The organism is Henriciella sp. (assembly GCF_029937755.1).
Lineage (GTDB): Bacteria > Pseudomonadota > Alphaproteobacteria > Caulobacterales > Hyphomonadaceae > Henriciella.
Window position 1 is genome coordinate 271,049 of the sequence record NZ_JAPYPG010000002.1, and the last position, 23,365, is coordinate 294,413.

At 61.9% G+C, this 23,365-nt stretch carries 23 protein-coding genes; 13 read left to right on the plus strand and 10 right to left on the minus strand.

What is annotated here, in order from left to right; all coding sequences use genetic code 11:
- Both Q1K29_RS06680 and Q1K29_RS06685 read right to left on the minus strand, forming a co-directional pair.
- Positions 1 to 1,173 carry an acyl-CoA dehydrogenase family protein gene (locus Q1K29_RS06680; protein WP_300392319.1) on the minus strand — a complete coding sequence of 391 codons (1,173 nt, stop codon included), beginning with the start codon at positions 1,171 to 1,173 and terminating at the stop codon, positions 1 to 3.
- A gap of 66 nt (positions 1,174 to 1,239) precedes the next feature.
- On the minus strand, positions 1,240 to 2,325 hold the full coding sequence (locus tag Q1K29_RS06685; protein ID WP_300392321.1) for an FAD-dependent oxidoreductase: 1,086 nt from the start codon (positions 2,323 to 2,325) through the stop codon (positions 1,240 to 1,242).
- Positions 2,326 to 2,454: 129 nt separating this feature from the next.
- On the opposite strand from Q1K29_RS06685, the gene Q1K29_RS06690 reads away from it, so the two are divergent.
- The 5 genes from Q1K29_RS06690 (at position 2,455) to Q1K29_RS06710 (ending at position 8,494) form a co-directional block, all read left to right on the plus strand.
- Positions 2,455 to 3,543 (plus strand): extracellular solute-binding protein, encoded by a 1,089-nt coding sequence (locus tag Q1K29_RS06690; protein WP_300392324.1) that lies wholly within the window; start codon positions 2,455 to 2,457, stop codon positions 3,541 to 3,543.
- Between the two features lie 7 nt (positions 3,544 to 3,550).
- A complete protein-coding gene (locus tag Q1K29_RS06695) occupies positions 3,551 to 5,173 on the plus strand; it encodes an iron ABC transporter permease (protein WP_300392327.1) in 1,623 nt (540 codons plus the stop codon).
- Complete coding sequence (locus tag Q1K29_RS06700) at positions 5,170 to 6,186, plus strand: ABC transporter ATP-binding protein (protein ID WP_300392330.1); 1,017 nt, start codon at positions 5,170 to 5,172, stop codon at positions 6,184 to 6,186. Before Q1K29_RS06695 ends, Q1K29_RS06700 begins: the two co-directional genes overlap by 4 nt.
- Positions 6,187 to 6,269: 83 nt before the next feature.
- Complete coding sequence (locus Q1K29_RS06705) at positions 6,270 to 7,631, plus strand: M48 family metalloprotease (protein ID WP_300392333.1); 1,362 nt, start codon at positions 6,270 to 6,272, stop codon at positions 7,629 to 7,631.
- Between the two features lie 116 nt (positions 7,632 to 7,747).
- Positions 7,748 to 8,494 carry a thioredoxin domain-containing protein gene (locus Q1K29_RS06710; RefSeq protein WP_300392336.1) on the plus strand — a complete coding sequence of 249 codons (747 nt, stop codon included), beginning with the start codon at positions 7,748 to 7,750 and terminating at the stop codon, positions 8,492 to 8,494.
- A gap of 3 nt (positions 8,495 to 8,497) precedes the next feature.
- Here the strand turns inward: Q1K29_RS06710 and Q1K29_RS06715 are convergent, their stop codons facing one another.
- The 3 genes from Q1K29_RS06715 to thiS all read right to left on the minus strand — a co-directional run bounded on the left by Q1K29_RS06715 (position 8,498) and on the right by thiS (position 10,149).
- Positions 8,498 to 9,271, minus strand: a complete 774-nt coding sequence (locus Q1K29_RS06715) for a thiazole synthase (RefSeq protein ID WP_350213432.1) — start codon at positions 9,269 to 9,271, stop codon at positions 8,498 to 8,500.
- 65 nt (positions 9,272 to 9,336) lie between these two features.
- Positions 9,337 to 9,834, minus strand: coding sequence for an SRPBCC family protein (locus Q1K29_RS06720; RefSeq protein ID WP_300392341.1), 498 nt, complete (start codon positions 9,832 to 9,834; stop codon positions 9,337 to 9,339).
- 114 nt (positions 9,835 to 9,948) lie between these two features.
- Positions 9,949 to 10,149: a sulfur carrier protein ThiS gene (gene thiS, locus Q1K29_RS06725; protein WP_300392343.1), complete on the minus strand. Its 201-nt coding sequence runs from the start codon at positions 10,147 to 10,149 to the stop codon at positions 9,949 to 9,951.
- A 65-nt stretch (positions 10,150 to 10,214) separates the two neighbouring features.
- Here thiS and aroQ point away from each other — a divergent pair, with 65 nt between their 5' ends.
- From aroQ to aat, 4 genes are read left to right on the plus strand one after another with little or no spacing between them, the layout of a single operon-like run.
- The gene (gene aroQ / locus Q1K29_RS06730) at positions 10,215 to 10,646 is read left to right on the plus strand and encodes a type II 3-dehydroquinate dehydratase (RefSeq protein WP_300392345.1); all 432 of its coding nucleotides are present in this window, start codon (positions 10,215 to 10,217) and stop codon (positions 10,644 to 10,646) included.
- A gap of 14 nt (positions 10,647 to 10,660) precedes the next feature.
- On the plus strand, positions 10,661 to 11,143 hold the full coding sequence (gene accB / locus Q1K29_RS06735; protein WP_300392348.1) for an acetyl-CoA carboxylase biotin carboxyl carrier protein: 483 nt from the start codon (positions 10,661 to 10,663) through the stop codon (positions 11,141 to 11,143).
- Between the two features lie 10 nt (positions 11,144 to 11,153).
- Complete coding sequence (gene accC, locus Q1K29_RS06740) at positions 11,154 to 12,494, plus strand: acetyl-CoA carboxylase biotin carboxylase subunit (RefSeq protein ID WP_300392351.1); 1,341 nt, start codon at positions 11,154 to 11,156, stop codon at positions 12,492 to 12,494.
- An 11-nt stretch (positions 12,495 to 12,505) separates the two neighbouring features.
- A complete protein-coding gene (gene aat, locus Q1K29_RS06745) occupies positions 12,506 to 13,174 on the plus strand; it encodes a leucyl/phenylalanyl-tRNA--protein transferase (RefSeq protein WP_300392354.1) in 669 nt (222 codons plus the stop codon).
- Here the strand turns inward: aat and Q1K29_RS06750 are convergent.
- From Q1K29_RS06750 to Q1K29_RS06760, 3 genes are read right to left on the minus strand one after another with little or no spacing between them, the layout of a single operon-like run.
- Complete coding sequence (locus tag Q1K29_RS06750) at positions 13,099 to 13,740, minus strand: DUF2155 domain-containing protein (protein ID WP_300392357.1); 642 nt, start codon at positions 13,738 to 13,740, stop codon at positions 13,099 to 13,101. The two genes, aat and Q1K29_RS06750, sit on opposite strands and share 76 nt — an antisense overlap.
- A 13-nt stretch (positions 13,741 to 13,753) precedes the next feature.
- Complete coding sequence (locus Q1K29_RS06755; protein WP_300392360.1) at positions 13,754 to 14,464, minus strand: MlaD family protein; 711 nt, start codon at positions 14,462 to 14,464, stop codon at positions 13,754 to 13,756.
- Positions 14,457 to 14,846, minus strand: coding sequence for an NADH:ubiquinone oxidoreductase subunit NDUFA12 (locus Q1K29_RS06760; protein ID WP_300392364.1), 390 nt, complete (start codon positions 14,844 to 14,846; stop codon positions 14,457 to 14,459). Before Q1K29_RS06760 ends, Q1K29_RS06755 begins: the two co-directional genes overlap by 8 nt.
- Before the next feature lie 169 nt (positions 14,847 to 15,015).
- On the opposite strand from Q1K29_RS06760, the gene Q1K29_RS06765 reads away from it, so the two are divergent.
- The 3 genes from Q1K29_RS06765 to Q1K29_RS06775 all read left to right on the plus strand — a co-directional run bounded on the left by Q1K29_RS06765 (position 15,016) and on the right by Q1K29_RS06775 (position 18,708).
- Positions 15,016 to 17,283 carry a hypothetical protein gene (locus tag Q1K29_RS06765; protein ID WP_300392368.1) on the plus strand — a complete coding sequence of 756 codons (2,268 nt, stop codon included), beginning with the start codon at positions 15,016 to 15,018 and terminating at the stop codon, positions 17,281 to 17,283.
- Positions 17,284 to 17,364: 81 nt separating this feature from the next.
- Positions 17,365 to 17,850, plus strand: a complete 486-nt coding sequence (locus Q1K29_RS06770) for a pentapeptide repeat-containing protein (RefSeq protein ID WP_300392370.1) — start codon at positions 17,365 to 17,367, stop codon at positions 17,848 to 17,850.
- A gap of 102 nt (positions 17,851 to 17,952) precedes the next feature.
- Complete coding sequence (locus tag Q1K29_RS06775) at positions 17,953 to 18,708, plus strand: pentapeptide repeat-containing protein (RefSeq protein ID WP_300392373.1); 756 nt, start codon at positions 17,953 to 17,955, stop codon at positions 18,706 to 18,708.
- A gap of 76 nt (positions 18,709 to 18,784) precedes the next feature.
- Here Q1K29_RS06775 and aspS read toward each other — a convergent pair whose 3' ends face one another.
- Positions 18,785 to 20,620, minus strand: coding sequence for an aspartate--tRNA ligase (aspS, locus tag Q1K29_RS06780; protein ID WP_300392376.1), 1,836 nt, complete (start codon positions 20,618 to 20,620; stop codon positions 18,785 to 18,787).
- Between the two features lie 92 nt (positions 20,621 to 20,712).
- Here aspS and rnd point away from each other — a divergent pair, with 92 nt between their 5' ends.
- The gene (rnd, locus tag Q1K29_RS06785; RefSeq protein ID WP_300392378.1) at positions 20,713 to 21,885 is read left to right on the plus strand and encodes a ribonuclease D; all 1,173 of its coding nucleotides are present in this window, start codon (positions 20,713 to 20,715) and stop codon (positions 21,883 to 21,885) included.
- Here rnd and Q1K29_RS06790 read toward each other — a convergent pair.
- The gene (locus Q1K29_RS06790) at positions 21,882 to 23,360 is read right to left on the minus strand and encodes a Ppx/GppA family phosphatase (protein ID WP_300392381.1); all 1,479 of its coding nucleotides are present in this window, start codon (positions 23,358 to 23,360) and stop codon (positions 21,882 to 21,884) included. The two genes, rnd and Q1K29_RS06790, sit on opposite strands and share 4 nt — an antisense overlap.
- Positions 23,361 to 23,365: the final 5 nt, after the last annotated feature.

Consider the following 23,365-nt stretch of genomic DNA (forward strand, 5'->3'; position numbering starts at 1 on the left):
CTAGTAGCTCTTCGGCAGGCCCAGCACACGCTCAGCAATGAAATTCAGGATCATCTCCCGGCTGACCGGCGCGATGCGCGCCAGCATGGCTTCGCGCATGTAACGCTCAACGTGGTACTCCTTGGCATAGCCCATGCCGCCATGGGTCAGTACAGCCGTTTCGCACGCCTTGAAGCCAGCTTCAGTGCCGAGATACTTCGCGGCATTCGCCTCGGCACCGCAATCCTGGTTGGCGTCGTAAAGGCCAGCGGCCTTGTAGGCGAGAAGTTCAGCTGCCTTCAGCTCCGCCCAGCTCTTCGCCAGCGGGTGCTGGATGCCCTGGTTCTGGCCAATCGGGCGACCGAAAACGACGCGCTCCTTGGCGTAGGTCGCCGCGCGTTCGAGGGCCGCGAAACCAAGACCGACGGACTCGACAGCGAACAGGACGCGTTCGGGATTGAGGCCCTGCAGCAGGTATTTGAAGCCCGCGCCCTCTTCCCCGATCAGATGCTCCTTTGGCACTTCCAGCCCATCGATATAGAGCATGTTACATTCGACAGCCTTGCGGCCCATCTTGGGGATCGGCTTGGCGTCGATCTTGTTGCGGTCGAAATCAGTGTAGAAGAGCGACAGGCCGAGATACGGCTTTGAGCACTCTTCCTTTGGTGTGGTCCGCGCAATGATCAGGATCTTGTCGGCGCGCTGGGCTCCCGTCGTCCAGATCTTGCGGCCATTGATGGTGTATCCGGCATTGGTGCGCTCAGCCTTGGTCTCGAGGCTGGAGGTGTCGAGCCCTGAATTCGGCTCGGTCACAGCAAAGCACATCTTCTCCTCGCCGGAGATGATTTTCGGAAGGTTTTCCTGCTTCTGCTCGGCATTGCCGAACTTCTCCAGCGGCTTCGGCCCGAAGATATTGAGATGGATCGCCGAGGCGCCGGAATAGCCGGCACCGGAGCGGGTCACGGTTTGCATGACGAGCGCGGCTTCCGTGAGGCCGAGGCCCGCGCCGCCATATTCTTCCGGGAATGCCACGCCGAGCCAGCCACCTTCGGCCATGGCATCACAGAACGCTTCCGGCCAGTCGCCGGTCTCGTCGGTCTTCGCCCAGTACTCTTCGTCGAACTGGCGGCAGGTCCGCTCGACGGCGTCCTGGATTGCAAGCTGGTCTTCCGTCATCTGGCCGATCGAATGCATTCTCAAAATCCTCCTGTACCGGCCAAGACCTAGGCCGTTCATCTTGTGAAATCCAGCGCTAGCCGATCATGTCGCAGCGCGAACCCTGTCTGGTGCGAAGACAGCCGCATCCGCATGACCGGCACGACCGTCGATCATGTCAGCGATGCGCCGGGCGGTTGCCGGTGCGAGCAGGATGCCGTTGCGATGATGGGCTGCGGCAACAAACTCGCCCGGCGCGATCTCTCCGATAAGCGGCAGGCCGCTGTCGCGTTTGGGCCTGAGCCCTGTCCAAACCTCCATGAGGTCCGCCTTCGCCAGCATCGGCAGCACGCCGATCGCCGCATCCAGAAGCGCTCGCGTAACGTCTTCCCGGACGCCCGCATGGGCATAGGTGGCTTCACTCGTCGCCCCGATGACGATCCGGTCCGGCTTCGGAACGACATATCCGGACCCAAAACGCAGCACCTGCTCCGGCATATTCGGTAGCGGCTCAAGGGCGAGCGCCTGACCTTTCACCAGCGTATCGACGCCAAACTCCTGCGCGCCACGCGCCCAGACGATGACGTCATAGCCTTCTCCCTCGAGGTCGGCTTTGCTGGTAAGGGCCCGCGCGATGCGATCGAAGCGTCCTGCGCCTGAAGTCTGCTGGAAGGCCTGCATGAGGCGGCGATTGTCCGTCTGATGATCGTCGGGCAGGACAAGGCCGGCGCAGACCTTTCCGGAAAACCCAAGCCGGACGCGATGGTCGACGATATCGATCCAGCGGGGCGCGTGGGCCGTCTGTTCCAGCTCGGCATGAAGCGCTTCGAGCCGCGCCTGTTCTTCGGGAGAGCGGGCCAGCGCCAGGGTCGGGGCCGTGTGATAGCCGACAGGCATGCCACTCGCTCGCTGAACCGCCAAGGCAAAGTCGCGCCATAAGCCGGCACTCTCGAAGCAGAGCCGCGCGAGCGGTGTATCGGCGCCGCCCCCGTCCAGCATGACTTCATAGGCCGGGGCGATCATGCCCGCAGCGGCCCAGCTTGTGGACTGGCTCGGCGTGCCGGGATCGAACACGGTCACTGATTGCCCGCGACGCGACAGCTCGAAGGCGCAGGTCATGCCGATGACCCCGCCTCCGGCCACAGCGATCCGGGCCTTGCCTGCCGCCCCAGTCTGCGAGAATGCGCTCATTCGCGCTGTTTAGGCGAACCGATTGGGCTTGAACAGATTGCCGGGCTTGCAAAGCGCACCCGGCACCACATCTGAGACACTCTGACCCGCCTAGTTGCGATTGCTTCTCATTTGTGATTTAGCCTGCTCATGCCTCATCTCATCCAGACAATTTCCTGTTTCGCCGTGGCCGGCCTTCTCGCCGCCTGCTCTCCTTCGACTCCGAACGACTCCGCCTCTGACAACCAGGAGGCGGAAACGCCGGCTGTGGAGCCCCAGACGAACGGGACGCTGCGCATCTATTCCGCACGCCACTATGATTCCGACCGTCTGATGTACGAGGCCTTTGAGGACCAGACCGGTATCCGCGTGCTCTATCGCGAGGCTGGCGCGAACCAGCTTCTGGAAACCATGAAGGCCGAGGGTGCGAACAGCCCGTCCGACCTGATCATCGCTTCGGATGCAGGCGCGCTCTGGCGTTTCGAGGATGCCGGCCTGACGCAAGCCCTGCCCCAGGGCGAGTTCGAAGAGCGCCTTTCCGACCGCCTTCTGGACGACCAGCGCCAATGGGTCGGCCTGGCCCGTCGCGTGCGCGGGGTAGCCTATGATCCCGCGCGCATTGAGCCGGACCAGGTGGACGAATGGGAAGACCTCGCCGATCCGTCGCTTGAGGGCGAGATCTGCGTGCGGTCCTCGACCAATATCTACAACCTCTCCCTGATGGGCGAGATGATCGAACGCTGGGGTCCGGAAAGGGCGCAAGCCTGGGCCGAAGGTGTCGTGAACAACATGGCGCGCCAGCCCCAGGGCGGTGATACACAGCAGATCGAAGCCGTCGCCGCAGGGCTTTGCGGCATCGCCATCACCAACCACTACTATTGGGTCCGCATGGCCGAGAGCCGCTCGGGCTCGCTCAGCGAAGCGGCGCAGGCAACGACGCTCAGCTTCCCGACCTTCGGGGAAGGCACCGGGCACCACATCAACATCACAGGCGCGGCGCTCGCGGCCAACGCGACCAATCATGACCAGGCGCTGCAGTTCATCGAATGGCTCCTGAGCCCGGAAGGCCAGGCCATGCTGGTCGACGAGACCAAGGAAATTCCGGTCAATGCGGAGGCGGAGCGCCCGGCAGGTCTGGACCGTATTCCCGAGGTCGGCGAAAGCGACATGCGGCTGAGCGCCTTCGGCGAACATCAGGCCGAAGCCCAGCGCATCTTTGACGAGGCCGGCTGGAACTAACGTCCCCATGCAGCAGCGACTTGCGCCTCGTCTCCTTCCCATCCGCCTGAATACGGCGGCCCTGACGACGCTCGCCGCCGCCCTGCTGATCGGCGCGCCGGTTCTGGTTGCGCTGATGACGGGGCTGTTCGGCGGCGGCGGCGATGCGTGGGCGCATATCGTCTCCACCCAGCTGCTGGGCTATACGCTGACGACGCTCGGCGTCCTGTTTCTGACCACCGTCTTTATCCTGCTCTTCGCTGTTCCGTCGGCCTGGTTTGTCAGCCTATTCGACTTTCCGGGACGGGGCTTCTTCGAATGGGCGCTGATCCTGCCGCTCGCGGCGCCGGGCTATGTGCTCGCCTATGCCTGGGCGGACATCATGGATGTCGCCGGGCCGGTGCAATCCTTTATCCGTGACATGACGGGGCTTTCGGCGCGCGACTACTGGTTTCCGGGGCTCTACAGCGTGCCGGGCCTGTCCTTCGTGATGGCCTGTGCGCTCTTTCCCTATGCCTATCTCACCTCGCGCGCGGCCTTCTCCAACCTGTCGCTCTGCACGATGGAAGCCGCCCGCAGCCTCGGGGCCTCACCGCGGCGCATTTTCTTCAATGTCGTGATCCCGTCCGCCCGTCCGGCCATCTTCGCGGGTCTTGCGCTGGCTCTCATGGAAACCGCCGCTGATTATGGTGCTGCCAGCTATCTCGGTGTGCAGACCCTCAGCGTGGGCATCTTCCGCGCCTGGCACAGCTTCAGTGAGCCTGCCGTGGCCGCCCGGCTTGCTTTCCTGCTCATCCTGATCGCCTTCGGCCTGCAACTGATTGAGCGCCAGGCGCGCGGACGCGGCGGCACGCAACAGACGGCGACGCGCTGGCGCACCCCGAAGCGCCGCCAGCTAAGCCGAAGGGCCGGATGGCTCGTAGCGGCGGGCTGCACCGCCCTGCTCCTGCTCGCTTTTGTTTTTCCCGTTACACGGCTCATCTGGGTGAGCCTCGAGACGGGTATCGGCCAGAAGTCGATCTGGCGGCCCTTCCTGAATTCGCTGACCCTTGCCCTCGCAGGCTCCGCGCTGGCCTTCGTGTTTGCCGTGACGGTCGTGATCGGCGCGCGGCAGAACCGGTTCAGCCAGATCGTCGGAAGGCTCGCGGCTGGCGCGGGCTATGCCGCGCCTGGCATCGTTCTCGCGCTGGGCGCGCTCTTCATCCTGTCATGGACAGGTTTCTCCGTAGCCGGCCCTGCCGCGCTCGTCTTCCTCGTCTGGATCTATGCCAGCCGCTTCACCGCCGCCGGCGCCGAACCGCTAAGCGCTGCCTTCTCGCGGGCCCCAGCAAGTCTCGGCAATGCCGCGCGCAGCCTCGGGGCCAACCGTTTCCAACGGCTTGTGCGCGTCGACCTGCCTGTCGCCATGTCGGGCGCGGCTGCCGCCTCCATCATCCTGTTCGTGGAGATGCTCAAAGAGCTCCCGGCAACGCTGATGTTGCGGCCCTTCAACTGGGATACGCTGGCGGTACAGGCGCATGCCTATGCCAGCGATGAACGGCTCGCGGCTGCGACACTTCCCTCGCTGCTCATCACACTCGCTGGACTCGGGCCGGTCATCCTGTTGTCACTGCAACTTACGAAAGCCGGTGAGTCGAGGGCAGCTGGATGAGCAAGCATCTTCCGCTAAAGGCCGTGGGCGTGTCTCGCGTCTATGACGGCACGCCGGTCGTCAACGAAGCCTCCCTGACGCTTGAGCCCGGCAAGATCACCGCCCTGCTCGGCCAGTCGGGTGCGGGGAAGTCTACGCTCCTGAGGCTGTTTGCCGGTCTTGAACCCGTCGATGCCGGAGAAATCCTGCTGGGTGATCGCGTCCTGTCCTCGACATCCACGCATGTCCCCGCAGAGAGCCGGTCCATTGGCCTGATCTTTCAGGATTTTGCCCTCTTCCCGCATCTCAATGCGCTGGACAATGTTGGCTTCGGCCTGAAGCGCATGGCGAAGGAGGCGCGCCGGAACCGGTCGGCCGAGTGGCTGGAACGCCTTGGCCTCTCGCACCGCGCGAAAGCCTATCCTCACCAGCTTTCAGGCGGCGAGCAGCAGCGTGTCTCGATTGCCCGGGCCCTGGCCGCAGAACCGGTGGCCATTCTTATGGACGAGCCCTTCTCGGGCCTGGATGTCACACTGAAATCGGAAGTCCGCGAGATCGCGCTGTCAGCCGTCTCGGAAGCCGGCATCCCGGCTCTTCTCGTCAGCCATGACGCTTCCGAAGCCATGCGCGACGCCGACCGGATCGCGGTGATGAAGAAAGGCGTCATCCTGCAGGAAGACACGCCGGAAATGCTCTATCTCAAGCCGACCTCGCTGCCGGTGGCGCGGGCCCTCGGCTCCCTGCAGTCCATAGCGCGCGCCGACATGCCCGCCGAATGGGTTGCAAGCCTGCCGAAAGCCGAAACCTATTGTCTGCGCCCGGAAGCGATCCGGATGTCCAACGACGAAGGGATGCCCATGCAGGTCGTCTCCGCACAGCGCACCTCGACGATCATCGAACTGGAGCTGAAGCTCAACGGTCACGCCACACTGCGTGGCGTCGGCATCGGTGCACACAGGCCATCGCCGGGCGACACGGTAAAAGTCAGCCTGTCACCGGAGTTCGTCTTCTGCCTGCCGCCAGAGGCACCCTGACATTTCAGTCATGCGATGATGCGCCGTCTCGCCTTTGCCGTAATCTTTCACTACGGTCATGATCAGCAACACTCAGGTCGATCATGACACTATCCTTCCTGAAACCCATTGCCGCCGCTCTGCTCGGTCTCGCAATGGCCGCGACAGCTTCGGCCCAGGGTCTGATTCGGGACGCGGAAATCGAGAACACCCTTCGCGAATGGTCCGACCCGATCTTCGATGTCGCCGGGCTCAACCATGAAGATGTGGACCTCTACATCATCAACGATCCGAGCCTGAATGCCTTCGTGGCCAATGGTCAGAGAGTTCACTTGCATACCGGCCTGCTGATCGCAGCGGAAACGCCTGAGCAGATCATGGGCGTTATCGCGCACGAGACCTGCCACATTGCATGCGGCCATACGATCTCGCGCACACGCGCCATGGATGTCGCTTCGCGCCCGGCCCTGGTCTCGATCGGTCTCGGCGTGCTTGCCATTGCTGCAGGGGCCGGAGATGCCGGTGCCGCGCTTATCGCCAGCTCGCAGCAGTTCGCCGCGCTCAACTTCTTCGTCCATACCCGGGCCGAAGAAGCCATGGCGGACGCGGCCGCCGTTTCGTATCTGTCGGACATTGGCCGGTCACCGAAGGGGCTCGTGACCTTCTTCGAGAAGTATCGCTATCAGGAAGTGCTTTCGGAAGCGCGCCGCTATCCCTATTTCCGCTCGCACCCGCTCGCCTCTGACCGGATCCGCACGACACGCCAGCTCGCCCAGGAAACCGGGATGATGGACAAGCCGACCGATCCGAATGTGCAACGCCAGTTCGACCTGATGCAGGCCAAGCTGATTGGCTTTATCGAACCGCTTGCCCGTGTCTATCAGACTTACCCGCCGGGCGATGATAGTGAAGCCGCCCGCTATGCTCGTGCCATCGCATCGATGCAGTCATCTGACCTGTCGGGCACGCTGAAGGAAATCGACTCGCTACTCGAGGAGTATCCCGAGAACCCGTATTATTGGGAGCTCAAGGGCCAGGCCCTGTTCGAGATGGGCAAGCCTGCCGCCTCGGTCGAGCCACACGCCAAGTCCCTGGAATTCCTGCCGGGCCACCCGCTGCTGCTGATCAACTATGCCCGTTCGGTCATCGCACGCGGCGATGAAGGCGACCTCGAGGATGGCGAAGAGGCCCTGCGCGATGCTCTCATCAAGGAGCCGAACAACTCCTTCGCCTGGTCCCAGCTGGCCATCGCACTGGAAAAACAGGGCCGGCGGGCCGAAGCCGAACTCGCTACAGCCGAGTCCGCCTATCATATCGGCGACTATCAGCGGGCCTATATCTTCGCAGGCCGTGCGGCCAAGGATCTTCAGCCGAACACCCCGGATGCGCGACGTGCCAACGATATCCGCAATGTCACCGATCCGGCCCTGCCGGAGAACGAGGTCTATTGGCGCCGCCGCGGCTAGACACGGCGAGGGCCACTCACAGCAATGTCAGACGTCTCAGCGCATCCTATTGATGCAAAAGAAAGCTTTTTGGTCTAGGTGACCCCGAAATCCGGATCTCATTTTCAGGAGTGATCATGGCAAAACGATTCCAGCCTGGCCTGCTTTGTGCCCTTGTCTTTGCTGCTTCCGCCTGCGCGCAGGGCGACGTGGATACGACCGACAAGGACGCGATCGAGCAGATTGTGCACGATTACATCATCGAGAATCCGGAAGTGATCGAGGAAGCCCTGATCAAGCTTTCCCAGCAGGCCGACGAGCGTGATGCCGCCACCAAGCGGGAAGCGATCCGCTCCAATATGGATGCGATCTACAATAGCGAATTCGACTATGGTATCGGGCCGGAAGACGCGCCTGTCACGGTTGTGGAATTCTTCGATTACCGCTGCAGCTACTGCAAGCGCTCAATGGACTGGGCCCTGGCCCTGCCGGAGGCGCATGACGGCAATGTCCGCGTCGTCTTCAAGGAACTGCCGATTCTCAGCCCCGAGAGCGAGAAGGCCGCCCTTGCCGCCCTCGCCGCCGGACAACAGGGCAAGTATGCCGAGATGCACCGCGAGCTGATGAGCATGGACAACGCCACGGGCTTTGACCCGGAGGACATCGATGCCGCAGCAGAGCGTGCCGGTGTCGACGTCGCACAGATGCGTGAAGCCATGGACTCCGTCCAGCTGAAGAAAGTCGTCGCAGACAATAAGAGCCTGGCCCGCAAGCTTGGCGTTGACGGCACCCCGGCCTTCTTCATCGGCGAAAGCATGGTGCCCGGCGCCAACCAGGAAATGGTCAGCCGCCTGATCGAAGACGAACTGTCGAAGGAAAGCTGATTTCTAGATCAGCCCCGCCAGCGGCGAGCTCGGATCGGCATAGCGCTTACGGCCCATGCGCCCTGCGAGATAGGCTTCCCGGCCTGCAATGACGGCATGCTTCATGGCCTTTGCCATGCGCACCGGATCCTTCGCTTCAGCGATGGCGGTGTTCATCAGGACGCCGTCACAGCCGAGCTCCATCGCCATGGCCGCGTCGGACGCCGTTCCGACACCGGCATCCACGATAACCGGGACACGCGCATTCTCGACGATGAGCCGGATATTGAGCGGGTTCTGGATGCCAAGCCCTGAACCGATCAGCGAGCCGAGCGGCATGATGGCGCAACATCCGGCCTCTTCAAGTTTCTTCGCATAGACCGGATCATCCGAGCAGTAGACCATCACCTGGAAGCCATCGGCGATGAGGGCCTTGGCGGCGCTCAGCGTCTCTTCCATGTCGGGATAAAGCGTCTTCTGGTCTGACAGGACTTCCAGCTTCACAAGATCCCAGCCACCAGCTTCGCGCGCAAGACGCAATGTGCGCACCGCATCGTCGGCGGTAAAACAGCCCGCCGTGTTCGGCAGATAGGTATATTTATCCGGCGAGACATGGTCCTGCAGCCGGTCCTCGTCCGGATTGGAGAGGTTCACACGGCGCAGCGCCACAGTGACCATTTCGGCCCCTGCCGCTTCTGCAGCCTCGGCGTTCTGGGCATAGGACTTGTACTTGCCAGTCCCGATGATCAGGCGCGAGGAATATTCGCGCCCGGCGATGGTGAGCGTGTCGTCTGTCATCATGGCTAGTTAGGAAACTAATTCTGGCAAGGCTAGAGCCCGGCCCGTCAGAACTGACATGCAGATCAGGACAGACCGAATTTTGCGGGGTTGTCGCGGATATAGGCTTCGAGCTTCGGCAATCCCTTGCGGCCGCTCGATTTCATCTGTCCGTGGATAATCGGGCCGAGAATGAAGGGCGCCTTGCCGCGGAAGCGCCAGTCCAGACGACAGCCGCCCGGCGTCTCATGTAGCTGATAGTCCTCGACAAAAGCCTTTACCGGCAGCGTCGTCCTGTCAAAGCGGAACGCCATTCGATGGCCTTCATCCCAGGCGAAAAAGACCTCTTCAACGACGTCCTTGCCAATCCAGACAGTTCTTGTGGTTCCGACACCAAAGGGCTCGGGAGAGGTCCACTCAACCTTGGTAATCGGTAGCCACTTGGTCCAGGTATCGCCATCGCGGAGAGCTTTCCAGACAGCATCTCGCGGGAAGGGAAATTCATGACTGAGGAGCTGGACTTTGGACGACTCGTCCAGAAACGCCTCACCCGCCTCTTCGATCTTCTTTGGCTCTTTTGCCATGTTTGCCTGTGCCTCCCCGTCAGGCGCTCCCTCTGAGCGCGCTTCGGCTTTTGGCGTAGCACTGCCGCAAGCGCAGCAAAAGGCAGGCCCCAACGGAAAGGCAGGGGTAGAGGCTCAGCCGCCGCCGACGAACTGGACGACTTCCAGCCGGTCGCCTTCGTTCAGCGACGTCTCGGCATGTTTCGATTTCGGAACGATCTCACGGTTGAGCTCAATGGCGATGCCGCGCGGATCATCGGTCAGCTTCGCCACAAGGTCGCTCACCGCTGCGCCGTCTTCCAGTTCGAAAGGGTCGCCATTGACGAAAACCTGCATTGCATCCTGCTCCCTGATTGGCGATGGCTTGCCTTGCAGGCAGAAGCAGCGCAAGAACCGTCGCCATGACAAAGCCGATTTATGTCCTGAATGGGCCCAATCTCAACCTTCTGGGTTCACGCGAGCCTGAGATTTACGGCACTCAGACTCTCGACGACATTCGTGATTCGCTCATTGAGACAGCGGATGGGCGAGCAATCGAGTTCCGTCAGACCAACTCTGAAGGAGATCTCGTGACCTGGGTGCAGGAGGCGCAACGTGAAGGCGCCGCACTGATCCTGAATGCGGGCGCCTACACGCACACATCCGTTGCACTGCACGATGCACTGCGTGCTTGCACCATACCCGTCATTGAGGTTCACCTGTCAAACCCGGCGGCGAGGGAGTCCTTCCGCCACATCAATTATGTAACCCCGGCCGCGACCGCAACGATTGCAGGACTGGGGGCACGCGGTTATCACTTCGCACTTGAAGCCGCGATAAAAATGACAGCTTGAGGACGCAGAATTTCATGAGCACGGCAAAGAACGGCCTCGATACAGGTCTCGTCAGGGAACTCGCCTCCATCCTCCGGGATGCCGATCTCGGCGAGGTGGAAATCGAACATGAAGGCCTCCGGATCCGGGTCAGCAAATCCAGTCCGCACGCCCCGGCCCCGGTCCAGTACGCTGCGCCGCCAGCCGCCGCGCCGGCTCCTGCGCCAGCCGCAGCCGCAGCCGCACCTGCTCCGGCTGAAGCCGCGCCAGCCGCTGCGCCGGCCAAGAATGCGGTGACCAGCCCGATGGTCGGCACCGTCTACCTGTCGCCGGAACCGGGCGCCAAGGCTTTCGTCGCTGTGGGCGACAAGGTGAAGAAGGGCGATACGCTGATGCTTGTCGAAGCGATGAAGACCTTCAATCCCGTCGAGGCGCCTGCCGCCGGCACGGTGAAGGAAATTATCGTCGACGATGCGCAGCCAGTGGAATTTGGCGAACCCCTGATCGTCATCGAGTGAGGGCGGCCCTATGATTGAGAAAGTCCTGATCGCTAATCGCGGCGAGATTGCCCTGCGCATCCACCGTGCCTGCAAGGAAATGGGCATCTCGACCGTCGTGGTCCACTCCGAAGCGGACCGCGATGCGATGGCTGTCCGCCTCGCCGACGAGAGCGTGTGCATCGGCCCGGCGCCATCCTCGGAAAGCTATCTCAAGAAATCCCGCATCCTGGCAGCCGCCGAGATCACCAATGCCGATGCAATCCACCCCGGTTACGGCTTTCTCTCGGAGAACGCGCAATTCGCCGAAATGGTCGAGGCGCACGGTCTGAAATTCATCGGCCCGACGGCTGAGCACATTCGCGTCATGGGAGACAAGATCGCCGCCAAGCAGGCCATGATCGATGCCGGTGTCCCGGTCGTTCCCGGCTCGGATGGCGGCGTCTCCAGTACCAGCGAAGCCAAGAAGATCGCGAAGAAGATCGGCTATCCGGTTCTCGTCAAGGCTGCTGCCGGCGGCGGCGGACGTGGTATGCGGGTTGCCAAGACCGAGAAGGAACTCGAGAACGCGATCCGCAGCGCCAAGAACGAGGCGAAAGCCGCGTTCGGCGACGATGCGGTCTATCTCGAAAAATATCTCGGCACCCCCCGCCATATCGAGGTCCAGGTGATTGCCGATACGCACGGCAACACCGCTCACCTCTGGGAACGCGACTGCTCGCTGCAGCGCCGCCACCAGAAGGTCTTCGAGGAAGCCCCCTCCCCTGCCCTCAACCAGGCCCAGCGCGAGGAGATCGGATCCATCGTCGCAAAGGCCGTCGCAAAGATCGGCTATCGCGGTGCCGGGACAATGGAATTCCTCTATGAAGACGGGAATTTCTACTTCATCGAAATGAACACCCGGCTGCAGGTCGAGCACCCCGTGACGGAGATGATCACGGGTATTGACCTGGTGCGTGAACAAATCCGCATAGCCGACGGGAAAAAGCTGTCTTTCTCGCAGGAAGATGTGATGCTGGTCGGGCATGCGATCGAGTGCCGGATCAATGCCGAGCACCCGGAAACCTTCATGCCATCACCGGGCACGATCACCGATTTCCACGCACCGGGCGGCCCGGATGTGCGCCTCGACAGCGCCGCCTATGCCGGCTATCGCATCCCGCCTCATTATGACAGCCTGATCGGCAAGCTGATCGTGCACGGACGCACTCGCAATGAATGCGTGATGCGCCTTCGCCGCGCCCTGGACGAGATGGTGGTCGGCGGCGTCTACACGACGCTCCCGCTCCACCAGAGGCTGGTCGACGAGAAGGATGTCATTGACGGCAATTATGACATTCACTGGCTGGAGCGCTATCTGGCCAAGGACTAGTCTGCTTTGTCATGTCCGACAGGTTCGACACAGAAAAACTCCTCGACTGCTACCGTCAGGGTGTCTTTCCCATGGCGGATTCCCGCCATGACATGAACCTGTTCCTGATCTCTCCGGAGGTCAGGGGTGTTCTGCCGCTGAAAGGCTTCCATATACCGAAGCGGCTGAGACGCACCGTGCGGCAGGCGCCGTTTCGCATCACCGTCGATGTCGCCTTCAACCGGGTGATCGAGGCATGCGCGGAAGAGATGCCGGACCGGCCGACGACCTGGATCAACTCGCCAATCCTCAACCTTTATGGCGCGCTGCACCGTCAGGGATACGCCCACTCCATCGAATGCTGGAATGAAGAGGGCTGGCTCGTGGGCGGCGTTTATGGAGTCGCGCTTGGCGGCGCTTTCTTTGGCGAGAGCATGTTCTCTCGTGAGACCGACGCCTCAAAGGTCGCGCTTGTGCATCTTGTCGCGCGGCTGATTGCGGGTGGCTACGAACTGCTGGATGCCCAGTTCCACAACCCGCACCTGGAGCAGTTCGGACTTGAAGAAGTCCCGAAGGCCGAGTTCAGGAAACGGCTGGACCACGCTCTCGCTGTCGAGGCGGACTTCTACTGTGCCGGGGCGTCCGGGCCGGACGGGCTGACCGGCGAACGCTCGGTACATCTGATCACCCAGACATCATAGACCGGGTGCTCAAGCGCGCTGAGACCGGGCGACGAGGAGAACATCCAGCCCGAGAAAAGCAGTTTTTCGTCCTTGCCGGCGTCTTCATTCTCTTCACGCGCAGCGATCGCCTCTGCGTCGATTTCGGCATCGCTGACGCCTTCGACGTTGCTGGCGAGACGCGGCACAGTCATCGATTTCATGCGGATCGCATCGGTGGTCTCGATCTGCAGGAAGGCTGCGCTTTCCGGCGGTTCTTCCGGTGGCGTCTGGAAACAGACTTCAAGGTCGATCTTGAGCGAGCCATAGACGACCGGCGCGCCGACCTTGATCTCGAAGTCAGTGGACCGGCCGGTGATCTTGTCGAGTGCACGCAGCGTGGCTGTGTCCTGCTTGTTGAAGCTCGGCTGCTGCGGCGCGGCCTCTTCGTCGGGGCCAAGCTGCTCGCCCTCGTCTGTGGCCTCATCAGCCGCCTGGTCTTCCGCCATGGGCTCGTCGAGCGGTTGGTCCTGCACCGACTGGGCAGCAGCAATCGCGCCGGACAGGGCAAGAAACGCTGTCGCGCAAGCGAATTGGGTAAGTTTCACGAGGACGGTCTCCCTATTCAACCGGGTCCGTGGAGTCATCCTCACTAGAAGCCGATGAATCGGACGATTCTGTGTCTGCTTCTGCATCCTCTTCAGGCGTGGCCTCTTCGGAGGTAGCGTCTTCACTGGTTGAGGATGCCGAGCCGCTATCATCAGCATAGCTGTCGTCGCCATAGCCCGCATCGTCTGGATAGCCGCCATCCGAGGAAGACGAAGACGAGCTGCCGGAATCGGAATCCCCGCCGCCATTGGCGAAGGAGGCAAACAGCGTCAGCAGGTCGACGCTGCCTTGCGTATAGAGAATCTCACCGCAACCGCTTTCGCCGAAGAGTTCCTGGTTTTCGCCGCAAGGTTCGATCTGGCCGAAGCCCGAGCCAGGCTCAAGGCTGATATAATTTCCACCAAGCAGGCCTTCGGTCTGGATACGCGCCGAAGTGCCGTCTTCCATCGGGAAGAGGTCTTTGGACATGGCCATCGTAACCAGCGCTTCGGCCCGGTCGACATCCAGCTTGATCCCACGCACCGTGCCGACCTTCACGCCCGCCATGCGGACATCGGTGCCACGGTCGATGCCGCTAACGCTGGAAAAGCGTGCGCCGATCTCGACAGTGCCGGATGGAGTCGCCCCGGCGTCACCGCCGCGCATGAGCGCAAACCAGAGAAAAGCGCCAGCGACCGCGACCACAACGGCTCCGATCAGGGTTTCAAAAATCGATTCACGCATCTGGGGTCCAGGCCTCGTAATCTGAGTCCGCCTTCTGCCGCTGGCCGGACTCCTTCAGGGAGCCGTCCGGGCGATAGGCAAACAGGGTGCCGGTCATGTTCGGCTTATGGTCTTTTTCCCACTCACGGCGATTGAGCGGTGCCTCCGTAGGCGGTTTCTCAAGCGTGTGGTGCAACCAGCCGAACCAGTCAGCAGGCACCTTGGACGGCTCCGCCAGACCTTTATACACAACATAACGGCGGTTGCGGTGCTCGACCGATTCCTTGCGGTCTTCATAATACTTGTTGCCATAATCGTCAGTGCCGACCAGCGTGCTGCGGCGCTTGATATCGAACAGGGCGCCAAGAGTTGCGCCATTCCACCAGGTGAAGAGCTTGAGCATAGCCGAATCCTGAACCTTCCTGTGAACTGGAATATGGAGCAGGCTGCGCCGCGAATCCAGTTAAGCTACGGCTCACAATATCTGGACCGACCCGTCAAGTCTGCGCCTCATCATGTCGCGCGCCTTGCCGGAGGCGTTACAGGAGTTCGAAGCCTTGAAGGAAGTGCCCATGAGCCGCCAGACATCCGCCAACGACCTTCTCACCGCTGCCATTGACGCCGGACGGATCAGCCCGGTCATGCCGCTGGGCCGGCTGATGCCGGTCCCGGCAGGCGATGCAGCCGGGGATTGTGAAGACCGTCTGGCAATGGCGATAGAGTCCCAGCAGAGCCTCGACCTCGCCCGGCGCACCAGTCTTGGTCTTGCCGATCTGGTCGAGCAGCTGGGCGATGCGCCGCGCAATGCGGACCTTGCAGAAGCCATGGTCTCCGGCTTGCCCGAACCGCTAATCGAGGCAGGCTTGCGTCACCCGGATGGCTTTCCGGGTCTGGAGCGTCATCTTCGTCTCAACGCCATGGCTGTCCCCGCCGCTGCGCCTGTAGCCCTTGATGCAGAAGACTATGCAGCAAATGCCGGTGCGATTGCCGTGGCCCGGGCTCGCGGTGTAGCGCTCTGCATTGGCGGTTTTACGCTCGATGCAGGGCCTCCGGCCCTCGCAATCGACCTTGCAGCCTTTGTCGGCGAGGGCGGTCTGGAGATTGCCATGCTGCGCGAAACCATCACAGCCGCGCGCGAGATGACCGAGGTTAAGGCGCCGCTCAGCCTTCTGCTTCACGGTATCGCAGCCGGTGCGCTGTCACTGGCCCCGCATGGCGAAGCCGACCTGGCAAAACGCGGCGCGGCGCTGATCGCGGCTGTAGCCACCATTGCCGGCACAAACACCCTTACAAAGGCAGACGCGGCCCGGCTGGGCGTGGACCCGGCGCTGGAAATCCAGCCTGTCGATGGGATCACTATCGCCATTGCGCCTTTCCGGGCCGATGCAGCTGTTCCATTCCTGCCAGCCAGCGACGGCCTCTCGGGCCATTGCGCCCTTACGGTGTGCGACGATGATGGCCTCACGCATCTGAGCGAACCCGTCCGTCTGATGCTGTCGGACAGGCCGGATGATCTTGCAGCCGTACAGTCGGCGCTTGAAGAGGCTGGCGATATCGACTCCCTGCCGGGCCTCAGCCGCGACACGCTTCGCAGCCGCGGCTTTTCCGACGAGGCGCTGTCGCGCATCACCAACGCCTTCCGCGAAGGCCTGCCGCTGTCGGCAGCTTTCTCCCGCTGGGTGCTGGGCGATGATGTCATCGTCAAGGATCTGCAGCTGGCGCCGGAAGCCTTTGACACGGACGGCAGGGCCCTTCTCCGGGCTGTCGGCTTCTCTGCCGAAGCCGTCGTGGCGCTGGACGCCGCCCTGAGCGGCCTCGCGGAAACCACCGCCCGGTCGGCACTTCAGGCTGCCGGGGCGGTCCTGCCAGATGAGACAGGCTTCGCGATTTCGACGGCCGGCATCGCGCGCAAGCTCTGCGCCGGCATGATGGTGGAGGCCGATGGCTGGACAACCGCACAGATTGCCAGCGCGCTTGAGGCAGGCCTGGCGGTGTACCTGGCTGCCCAGTCAGGTGAGGAGGACAGCACGGTTTCTGATCGTATGGCCGCCATCACATCGCTTGCCGAAGACCTCGCTGCCGAAATGGACGATCCCGGGCCCGCTGCCGCATCAGGACCAATGCCGGCCCAGGCTGGCATCCAGCGCTCCCGTCTGCCCGACCGGCGCAAGGGCTATATCCAGAAAGCCACGGTCGGCGGCCACAAGGTGTATCTCCATACCGGCGAATTCGACGACGGCTCACTGGGCGAGATCTTTCTCGACATGCACAAGGAAGGCGCCGCCTTCCGCTCGCTGATGAACAATTTCGCAATCGCGGTCTCCCTCGGCCTGCAATATGGCGTGCCGCTGGATGAATATGTCGATGCCTTCGTCTTCACGCGTTTCGAACCGGCGGGCGAAGTCACCGGGAATGACCGGATCGCCAAGGCAACGTCCATTCTCGATTATATCTTCCGCGAGCTCGCCATCTCCTACCTTGCCCGCGAGGATCTGGCCGAGGTGGGTGAGGATGTCAGCCATGACGGGCTCGGCCGCGGGCTGAAGGACGGTACACGCCAGGGGCCGCAGCCGCTCCCCGAGGAGGCCGTACAGTTCATCTCGCGCGGTTTCTCGCGCGGGCAGCTGCCGGACAATATCGTTATCCTCGACAAGAAGCGCGCCGAGCGCGACGAGGCGGCGGTGGAAGGCGAATTGTCCGATGACCACGACGACCCCGCCTATCTGCCCCAGCCCTGCCCCAACTGTCAGAGTTTCACACTGACCGAGCTACCGGACGAGGACACGATCCATTGCGAGACCTGCGGCGCTGAAACGAGCCCGGAAAGTGTCTTCAGCTAGAAAGCGCTTTCGGGCCTCCCGTCTTGGCAAGCCGATTGCGAGTTCCCCTCTCAGGAGAACACTCGCCCCCTTGGATGTGTCATGATGAAACAATTTGTTACCGCCGCTTTCCTGGCTATAAGCCTGCTTCCGGCCGCCGCGCAGGACGCTGGCGAAATCGCGCGTGTTCAGGCCGGACAGTCCTGCCCGGGCTGCAACCTCTTCCAGGCGGACCTGGCCTATCTCGATCTCGAAAACGTCGATGTTTCAGGGGCAAGGCTTCGGCAGTCCGACATGCAACTGTCCACATTCGATGGCTGGAACCTGAGCGGGACAAATCTTTCCGTGGCCAATCTGTTTGGTACCCGGTTCACCCGGTCGAACTTCACCAATGCAAATCTGCAACGCGCTATACTTGTGGGCACATATTTCGGCAGCTCCTCCCTCAAGGGTAGTGACTTGACAGGTGCCAACATTTCTGGCGCTGATTTGTCTATCGCCGAGGGACTTTCCCAGCACCAGCTGGACAAGGCGTGTGGGGACAATTCGACAATGCTGCCAAAGGAACTGACTGTTCCGGCGTGCTGACGCCGTATTAAGGTGAGGCGATTGCGCCACACCCTTCTGCTGTATGCAGGCATTACACGGATTTCAGTTCGTTGGGTGGCGAGGGGACAATAGAGTACGGTCATGTTCAGAACCGGCAACAAGATCATATTTGCCACGCTGCTTGCCGCGATCGTTCTGCCGGCGGGCGTGGGAAACAGCCAGGACAGTTCGACCCGGGTCGCCTGGGCCCCTTCCTATGGCGGATCCTGCGAGGGGTGTGACCTGCGCGGGCGGAACATGTCGGGATGGGACATCTCCAACGCAAATTATCCGCGAGCGGACCTGTCGGGAGCGCTGCTGCGCGCCACGCGCGGGATCGATGTCGACTTCACCCATGCCATCGCGGAGTTTACCGATTTCCGCCAGGCCGTGCTTGACGGATCGAGCTTCATTGATGCCGAGCTGACCGAGGCCCGCTTCGACAAGTCTAGCCTTCTCAACAGCGACTTCTCACGCGCTGTCATGCTTGATGTGAAGCTGCGCGGCGCACGCCTTAACGGAGCAACCCTGCGCCGGGCCAATCTCACCGATGCCTATGCCCAGGGCGCAGATTTTTCCGGCGCCAATGTCTCTCTGGCGATCTTTGACAACGCCCAGCTGAAAGATGCCCTGTTCACAAACACCACGATGACCGGTGCCTCTTTCAAGCGTGCGCGACTGGACGGCGCCGACTTTTCCAATGTCCGGCTGATGGAAGTTGATTTCACCGGCGCGACAGGTCTCAGTGAAGCGAATTTCGAGGGCGCATGTGCCGGTCCTCTCAGCAAGGTCCCGGCGAATCTGAACCTGACCGCCTGTGTTCCGCTTGATGGAACGCTGCTGGTCGACCTGAAATAGCGCCCCTTCGAGATTCCCGATAACTAAAAAGGGCGCCCCATGGAGGCGCCCTTTGTGTTTTACGGCGGCTGACCGGTCAGTCTTTCTTGACCTGAGGCGCAAGCCGGATGTTGAGTTCCTTGAGCTGCCTCTCATCGACCGGCGAGGGCGCGCCCATCATCAGGTCACGTGCCTGCTGGTTCATCGGGAAGAGCGTCACGTCGCGGAGATTGTCGACTTCGGCAAGCAGCATGACGATCCGGTCCACGCCCGGCGCGATACCACCATGTGGCGGGGCGCCATAGCGGAAAGCATTCAGCATGCCGCCAAACTCGGCTTCGACCACATCCGCGCCGTAGCCCGCCAGCTCGAAAGCTTTCAGCATCACGTCCGGACGGTGGTTCCGGATGGCCCCGGAGGAAAGCTCGATGCCATTGCAGACGATGTCGTACTGGAAGGCCTTGAGGTCGAGCTGCTTCTCGACCGTATCGGCCTGCTCCAGCGCTTCCAGCCCGCCTTGCGGCATCGAGAACGGGTTGTGGGAGAAGTCGATCTTCTTGTTGTCCTCGTCCCACTCATACATCGGGAAGTCGACAATCCAGCAGAAGCGGAAGACGCCCTGCTCGATAAGGTCGAGATCCTCACCAACCTTGGTGCGAGCGGCACCGGCGAGCTTGTAGGCGGCCTCATGCTTGCCGGCAGAGAAGAAGATACCGTCGCCCGAACCAAGCCCCAAGTGATCGAGGAAGGCTTTCAGGTGATCGGGGTCGAAATTCTTCAGGACAGGGTCCTGGCTGTCGACACCACCGCCATCGGCCTCTTTCAGACGCGCATAGCCGAGACCCGGCGCCTGCATCTCCTTCTTCGCCCACTTGTCGAGATCGTCGAAGAACTTGCGGGATTTCTGTTCAGCCGCTTTCGGGGCCGGGATAGCGATGACCTTGCCGCCGCCACCAATGATCTTGGCGAAGATCGAGAAACCGGTCTTGCTGTCATCGGCAAAAAAGTCGGTGACATCCGCCAGCTCAATCGGGTTACGCAGGTCCGGCTTGTCGGAACCGTATTTCGCCATGGCTTCCGCATACGGGATCTGCGGGAACGGACCGTCCGGCATGGTGCGGCCCTTGCCCTGCCAGTCCGCGAACTCCTCGAAGACGCCCCGCATGACAGGCTCGATGGCGTTGAAGACATCGTCCTGCGTGACGAAGCTCATCTCGATATCGAGCTGGTAGAACTCACCCGGCGACCGGTCGGCGCGGGCATCCTCGTCGCGGAAACAGGGCGCGATCTGGAAGTAACGGTCAAAGCCCGACACCATGAGCAGCTGCTTGAACTGCTGCGGCGCCTGCGGCAGCGCGTAGAACTCACCCGGGTGCAGACGCGACGGCACAAGGAAGTCACGCGCCCCTTCCGGTGAGGAAGCCGTGAGGATGGGCGTCTGGTATTCGGTAAAGCCCTGCTCGACCATGCGGCGGCGAAGCGATGTAATGATTTCACTGCGCAGCACCATGTTTGCGTGCAGCGTCTCACGGCGAAGGTCCAGATAGCGGTGCTTGAGACGGATGTCTTCCGGATAGTCCGGCTCCCCGAAGACCGGCAGCGGCAGCTCGGCAGCGCGCGACTGAACATCGACACCGGAGACCACGACCTCGATCTCACCGGTGGTGAGGTTCGGGTTGATGAGCGAATCCTCGCGGGCGACGACCTTCCCCTCGATCGTGATGACGCTCTCGGCGCGCAGGTATTCAACCGTCTCAAACCCGGGCGTACCGGGATTGAAGACACATTGTGTGAGACCGTAATGATCGCGCAGGTCGATAAACATGACGCCACCATGGTCGCGACGCCGGTGCAGCCAGCCTGACAGCTTGACGGATTCGCCAACCTGAGCCTTCGTAAGTTCGCCGCAAGTGTGCGAGCGGTATGCGTGCATTCTCTCGCTCCGAGGATTGTTTGCCGGGAGGGACACGCTTTCAGCAAGCAGCCCCTCGCCTTTGTTGTGCGGATGCGATACGCGTGCGCGCCATGACTGACAAGACATTGACGCCGATTACAGAGCAGGAAGAGCTGCAAAAGTTCTGCGAAAACCTGACTTCGGGCGATTTCATCTGTGTGGATACGGAGTTTCACCGCGAAACGACGTTCTGGCCCGAGCTCTGCCTGATCCAGGCGTCAGCCCCCGGTGTGGAAGGGTTGATCGACCCTATGGCGAAGGGAATCGACCTTTCGCCCTTCCTCGATCTCATGGCCGATACCAGCCGGGTGAAGGTCATGCACGCTGCCCGCCAGGACATGGAAATCTTCAACCGCCTGATCGGCACCCCGCCAGCCCCCGTCTTCGACACCCAGATCGCCGCGATGGCGCTGGGACTTGGTGATTCGATTTCCTACGACAATCTGATCCAGCGCGTACTGCGCCGTCATATCGACAAATCAAGCCAGTTCACCGACTGGAAACGCCGCCCGCTTTCGGAGAAACAGCTAAAATACGCGCTCGGGGACGTAACGCACCTGCGCGATGCCTATCTCTGGATGCGGGACGAACTGGAAAAGCTCGACCGGATGGACTGGGTCGCCACCGAAATGGCCGACATCTCCGATCCGGCGGTCTATGACACCGATCCGAAGAATGCCTGGCAGCGCCTGAAATTCCGCAAGACCCACAAGGACTATCTGGCCGTCTTCGCCGCCGTGGCCGAATGGCGCGAGCGCCAGGCGCAGACCATCGACCGGCCGCGCCGCCGCATCCTCAAGGACGAAGCGATCCAGGAGATCGCCGACCAGAAGCCGAAATCACAGGACCAGTTCGACCGGCTGCGGGCCGTGCCGAACGGTTTCATCCGATCGCGCACAGCCGACGGTCTGGTCGAAACCGTCGAGGCTGCGCTGGCCGATCCGGACGCCTATGCGCCGAAATTGCCGAAGCGCCAGCAGAACCCGCAAACGCCCGCCGGTGCACCGGAAATGCTGAAGGTCCTGCTGAAGGCTGTCAGCGACGAGATCAACGTGGTGCCCCGCCTTATCGCCAACGCGGCTGATATCGAACGTATCGCGCGCGGTGAGACCTCGGACGACATTCCCGCTCTGACGGGCTGGCGCCACGATGTCTTCGGAAAGAAGGCGCGGGCCCTGCTGACAGGCAATCTCGCGCTCTCCTTCGAGAATGGACAGGTCAGGCTTTTCGAACCGGAGGGCTAATGGTCAATTGTCTCTGCGATGGAAACCTGGGCATCGAGATCCATGAATGTTGCGAGCTGGCCGAGACGTTTCTCGACCGTCGCTGAGACCATGTCCTCACAGCCCGCATCGACTTCAAGGATCAGTTTTGACTTGGTGGCTTTCAGGCTCGCCTGCTTCAGCATAGTCGCTGACCGCCCGGAATAGGCTGCGCCCAGCCGCATGGCTGCGCCGAGAACCCGTGCGACCTGTTCGTCCGATTCCCGCCCGAACCGGGTAAAGTCCTTCGGCCGCTGGAATTTGTGCGTGTAGCGAAGGCCTGTCGCGTGCGCGAGCAGGACGCGATCTTCATGGCTGAGACACGGGATTGGCGCCCGCAAGAGCAGGTAATAGGCCATGTCGGGGCGATGATCGGGGTGGTAACGGCCCCCGCAATCGGCCGCGAGACAGGCCGCCCGATAGATGCGCTCGCGCCCCGTCCCCTTGGGTAGGATCGGATGAACGAAATCGAGCAGGGCCTCGCCGAACTGGTACTGGGCATGATCCAGCCGGAGATAGGCGACCACGCCGTCAATCAGCGGGTCGCCGGCCGGTACTTCCGTTCGACCGAAAAGCGAGGGGCTGTGCTGATCGAACAGGACCCCGTCCCGTAGCCCATTGGCCGAAATGACGACTTCCTTGAAGCCACCCATATCGAACACTTCGTCCAGCACCAGGGCCGCATGGACAATCGTGTCATAACGGCGCCCGACGATAGAGGAAATCTTCGCGGCCATCTCCTTGTCGCGTTGTGTCGACAGGATTTCACGCACAACATGGCGGACCGCCTGCCCGTTCATCCGGTAGCCATGCAGGATGCCGAGTGGATAAGCCGTGATGTCCATATGCACGCTGGCAATCGCGCGCCATGAGCCGCCCACGGCATAAAGGCGCCGGGCGCCCGTGGTGAGGAGGCCGGAAGATTTCAGCACCTTGCGGATCGCCTTGCGCCGGTCGGCGGGCTTTACCTTCTCATCAAAGGACAGGGAAAACGGCCCCAGTGGATGGGTCTCGCCGGGCGGTGCTTCTCCGTGCGGCGAGATTGCATGGAATTCGAGACTGGAACCACCAAGGTCCCCGACGATGCCGTCAGCCTGATCAAAGCCGACCTGTACGCCGAATGCCGATAGCCGGCCTTCGTCCGCTCCGGACAGGATATGCAGCTTCGCGCCAAGTTCAGAGGCTGCGAGTCTTGCGAAGTCAGCGCCATCCTCGGCTTCCCGGACGGCGGCTGTCGCCACAGCGATAACCTCATCGACACCGAGGCCGGCCAGGATGGCCCGATAGCGGCGAAGGGCCGCCAGCGCGTCCTTGACGCCGTCGGGAGAAAGCTTGCCGGTCTCCGGCAGGCCACGGCCAAGGCCGGCCAAGACCTTCTCATTGAAGTACGGCAGCGCCGCCGAACCGGTCACTTCATAGATAACCAGACGCACGGAGTTCGAACCAATATCCACCACGGCGG

Coding starts and splice junctions, on each gene's coding strand:
- Q1K29_RS06680 (WP_300392319.1), bottom strand. CDS start 1,173: ATGCATTCGATCGGCCAGATGACGGAAGACCAGCTTGCAATCCAGGAC.
- Q1K29_RS06685 (WP_300392321.1), bottom strand. CDS start 2,325: ATGAGCGCATTCTCGCAGACTGGGGCGGCAGGCAAGGCCCGGATCGCT.
- Q1K29_RS06690 (WP_300392324.1), top strand. CDS start 2,455: ATGCCTCATCTCATCCAGACAATTTCCTGTTTCGCCGTGGCCGGCCTT.
- Q1K29_RS06695 (WP_300392327.1), top strand. CDS start 3,551: ATGCAGCAGCGACTTGCGCCTCGTCTCCTTCCCATCCGCCTGAATACG.
- Q1K29_RS06700 (WP_300392330.1), top strand. CDS start 5,170: ATGAGCAAGCATCTTCCGCTAAAGGCCGTGGGCGTGTCTCGCGTCTAT.
- Q1K29_RS06705 (WP_300392333.1), top strand. CDS start 6,270: ATGACACTATCCTTCCTGAAACCCATTGCCGCCGCTCTGCTCGGTCTC.
- Q1K29_RS06710 (WP_300392336.1), top strand. CDS start 7,748: ATGGCAAAACGATTCCAGCCTGGCCTGCTTTGTGCCCTTGTCTTTGCT.
- Q1K29_RS06715 (WP_350213432.1), bottom strand. CDS start 9,271: ATGACAGACGACACGCTCACCATCGCCGGGCGCGAATATTCCTCGCGC.
- Q1K29_RS06720 (WP_300392341.1), bottom strand. CDS start 9,834: ATGGCAAAAGAGCCAAAGAAGATCGAAGAGGCGGGTGAGGCGTTTCTG.
- thiS (WP_300392343.1), bottom strand. CDS start 10,149: ATGCAGGTTTTCGTCAATGGCGACCCTTTCGAACTGGAAGACGGCGCA.
- aroQ (WP_300392345.1), top strand. CDS start 10,215: ATGACAAAGCCGATTTATGTCCTGAATGGGCCCAATCTCAACCTTCTG.
- accB (WP_300392348.1), top strand. CDS start 10,661: ATGAGCACGGCAAAGAACGGCCTCGATACAGGTCTCGTCAGGGAACTC.
- accC (WP_300392351.1), top strand. CDS start 11,154: ATGATTGAGAAAGTCCTGATCGCTAATCGCGGCGAGATTGCCCTGCGC.
- aat (WP_300392354.1), top strand. CDS start 12,506: ATGTCCGACAGGTTCGACACAGAAAAACTCCTCGACTGCTACCGTCAG.
- Q1K29_RS06755 (WP_300392360.1), bottom strand. CDS start 14,464: ATGCGTGAATCGATTTTTGAAACCCTGATCGGAGCCGTTGTGGTCGCG.
- Q1K29_RS06760 (WP_300392364.1), bottom strand. CDS start 14,846: ATGCTCAAGCTCTTCACCTGGTGGAATGGCGCAACTCTTGGCGCCCTG.
- Q1K29_RS06765 (WP_300392368.1), top strand. CDS start 15,016: ATGAGCCGCCAGACATCCGCCAACGACCTTCTCACCGCTGCCATTGAC.
- Q1K29_RS06770 (WP_300392370.1), top strand. CDS start 17,365: ATGATGAAACAATTTGTTACCGCCGCTTTCCTGGCTATAAGCCTGCTT.
- Q1K29_RS06775 (WP_300392373.1), top strand. CDS start 17,953: ATGTTCAGAACCGGCAACAAGATCATATTTGCCACGCTGCTTGCCGCG.
- aspS (WP_300392376.1), bottom strand. CDS start 20,620: ATGCACGCATACCGCTCGCACACTTGCGGCGAACTTACGAAGGCTCAG.
- rnd (WP_300392378.1), top strand. CDS start 20,713: ATGACTGACAAGACATTGACGCCGATTACAGAGCAGGAAGAGCTGCAA.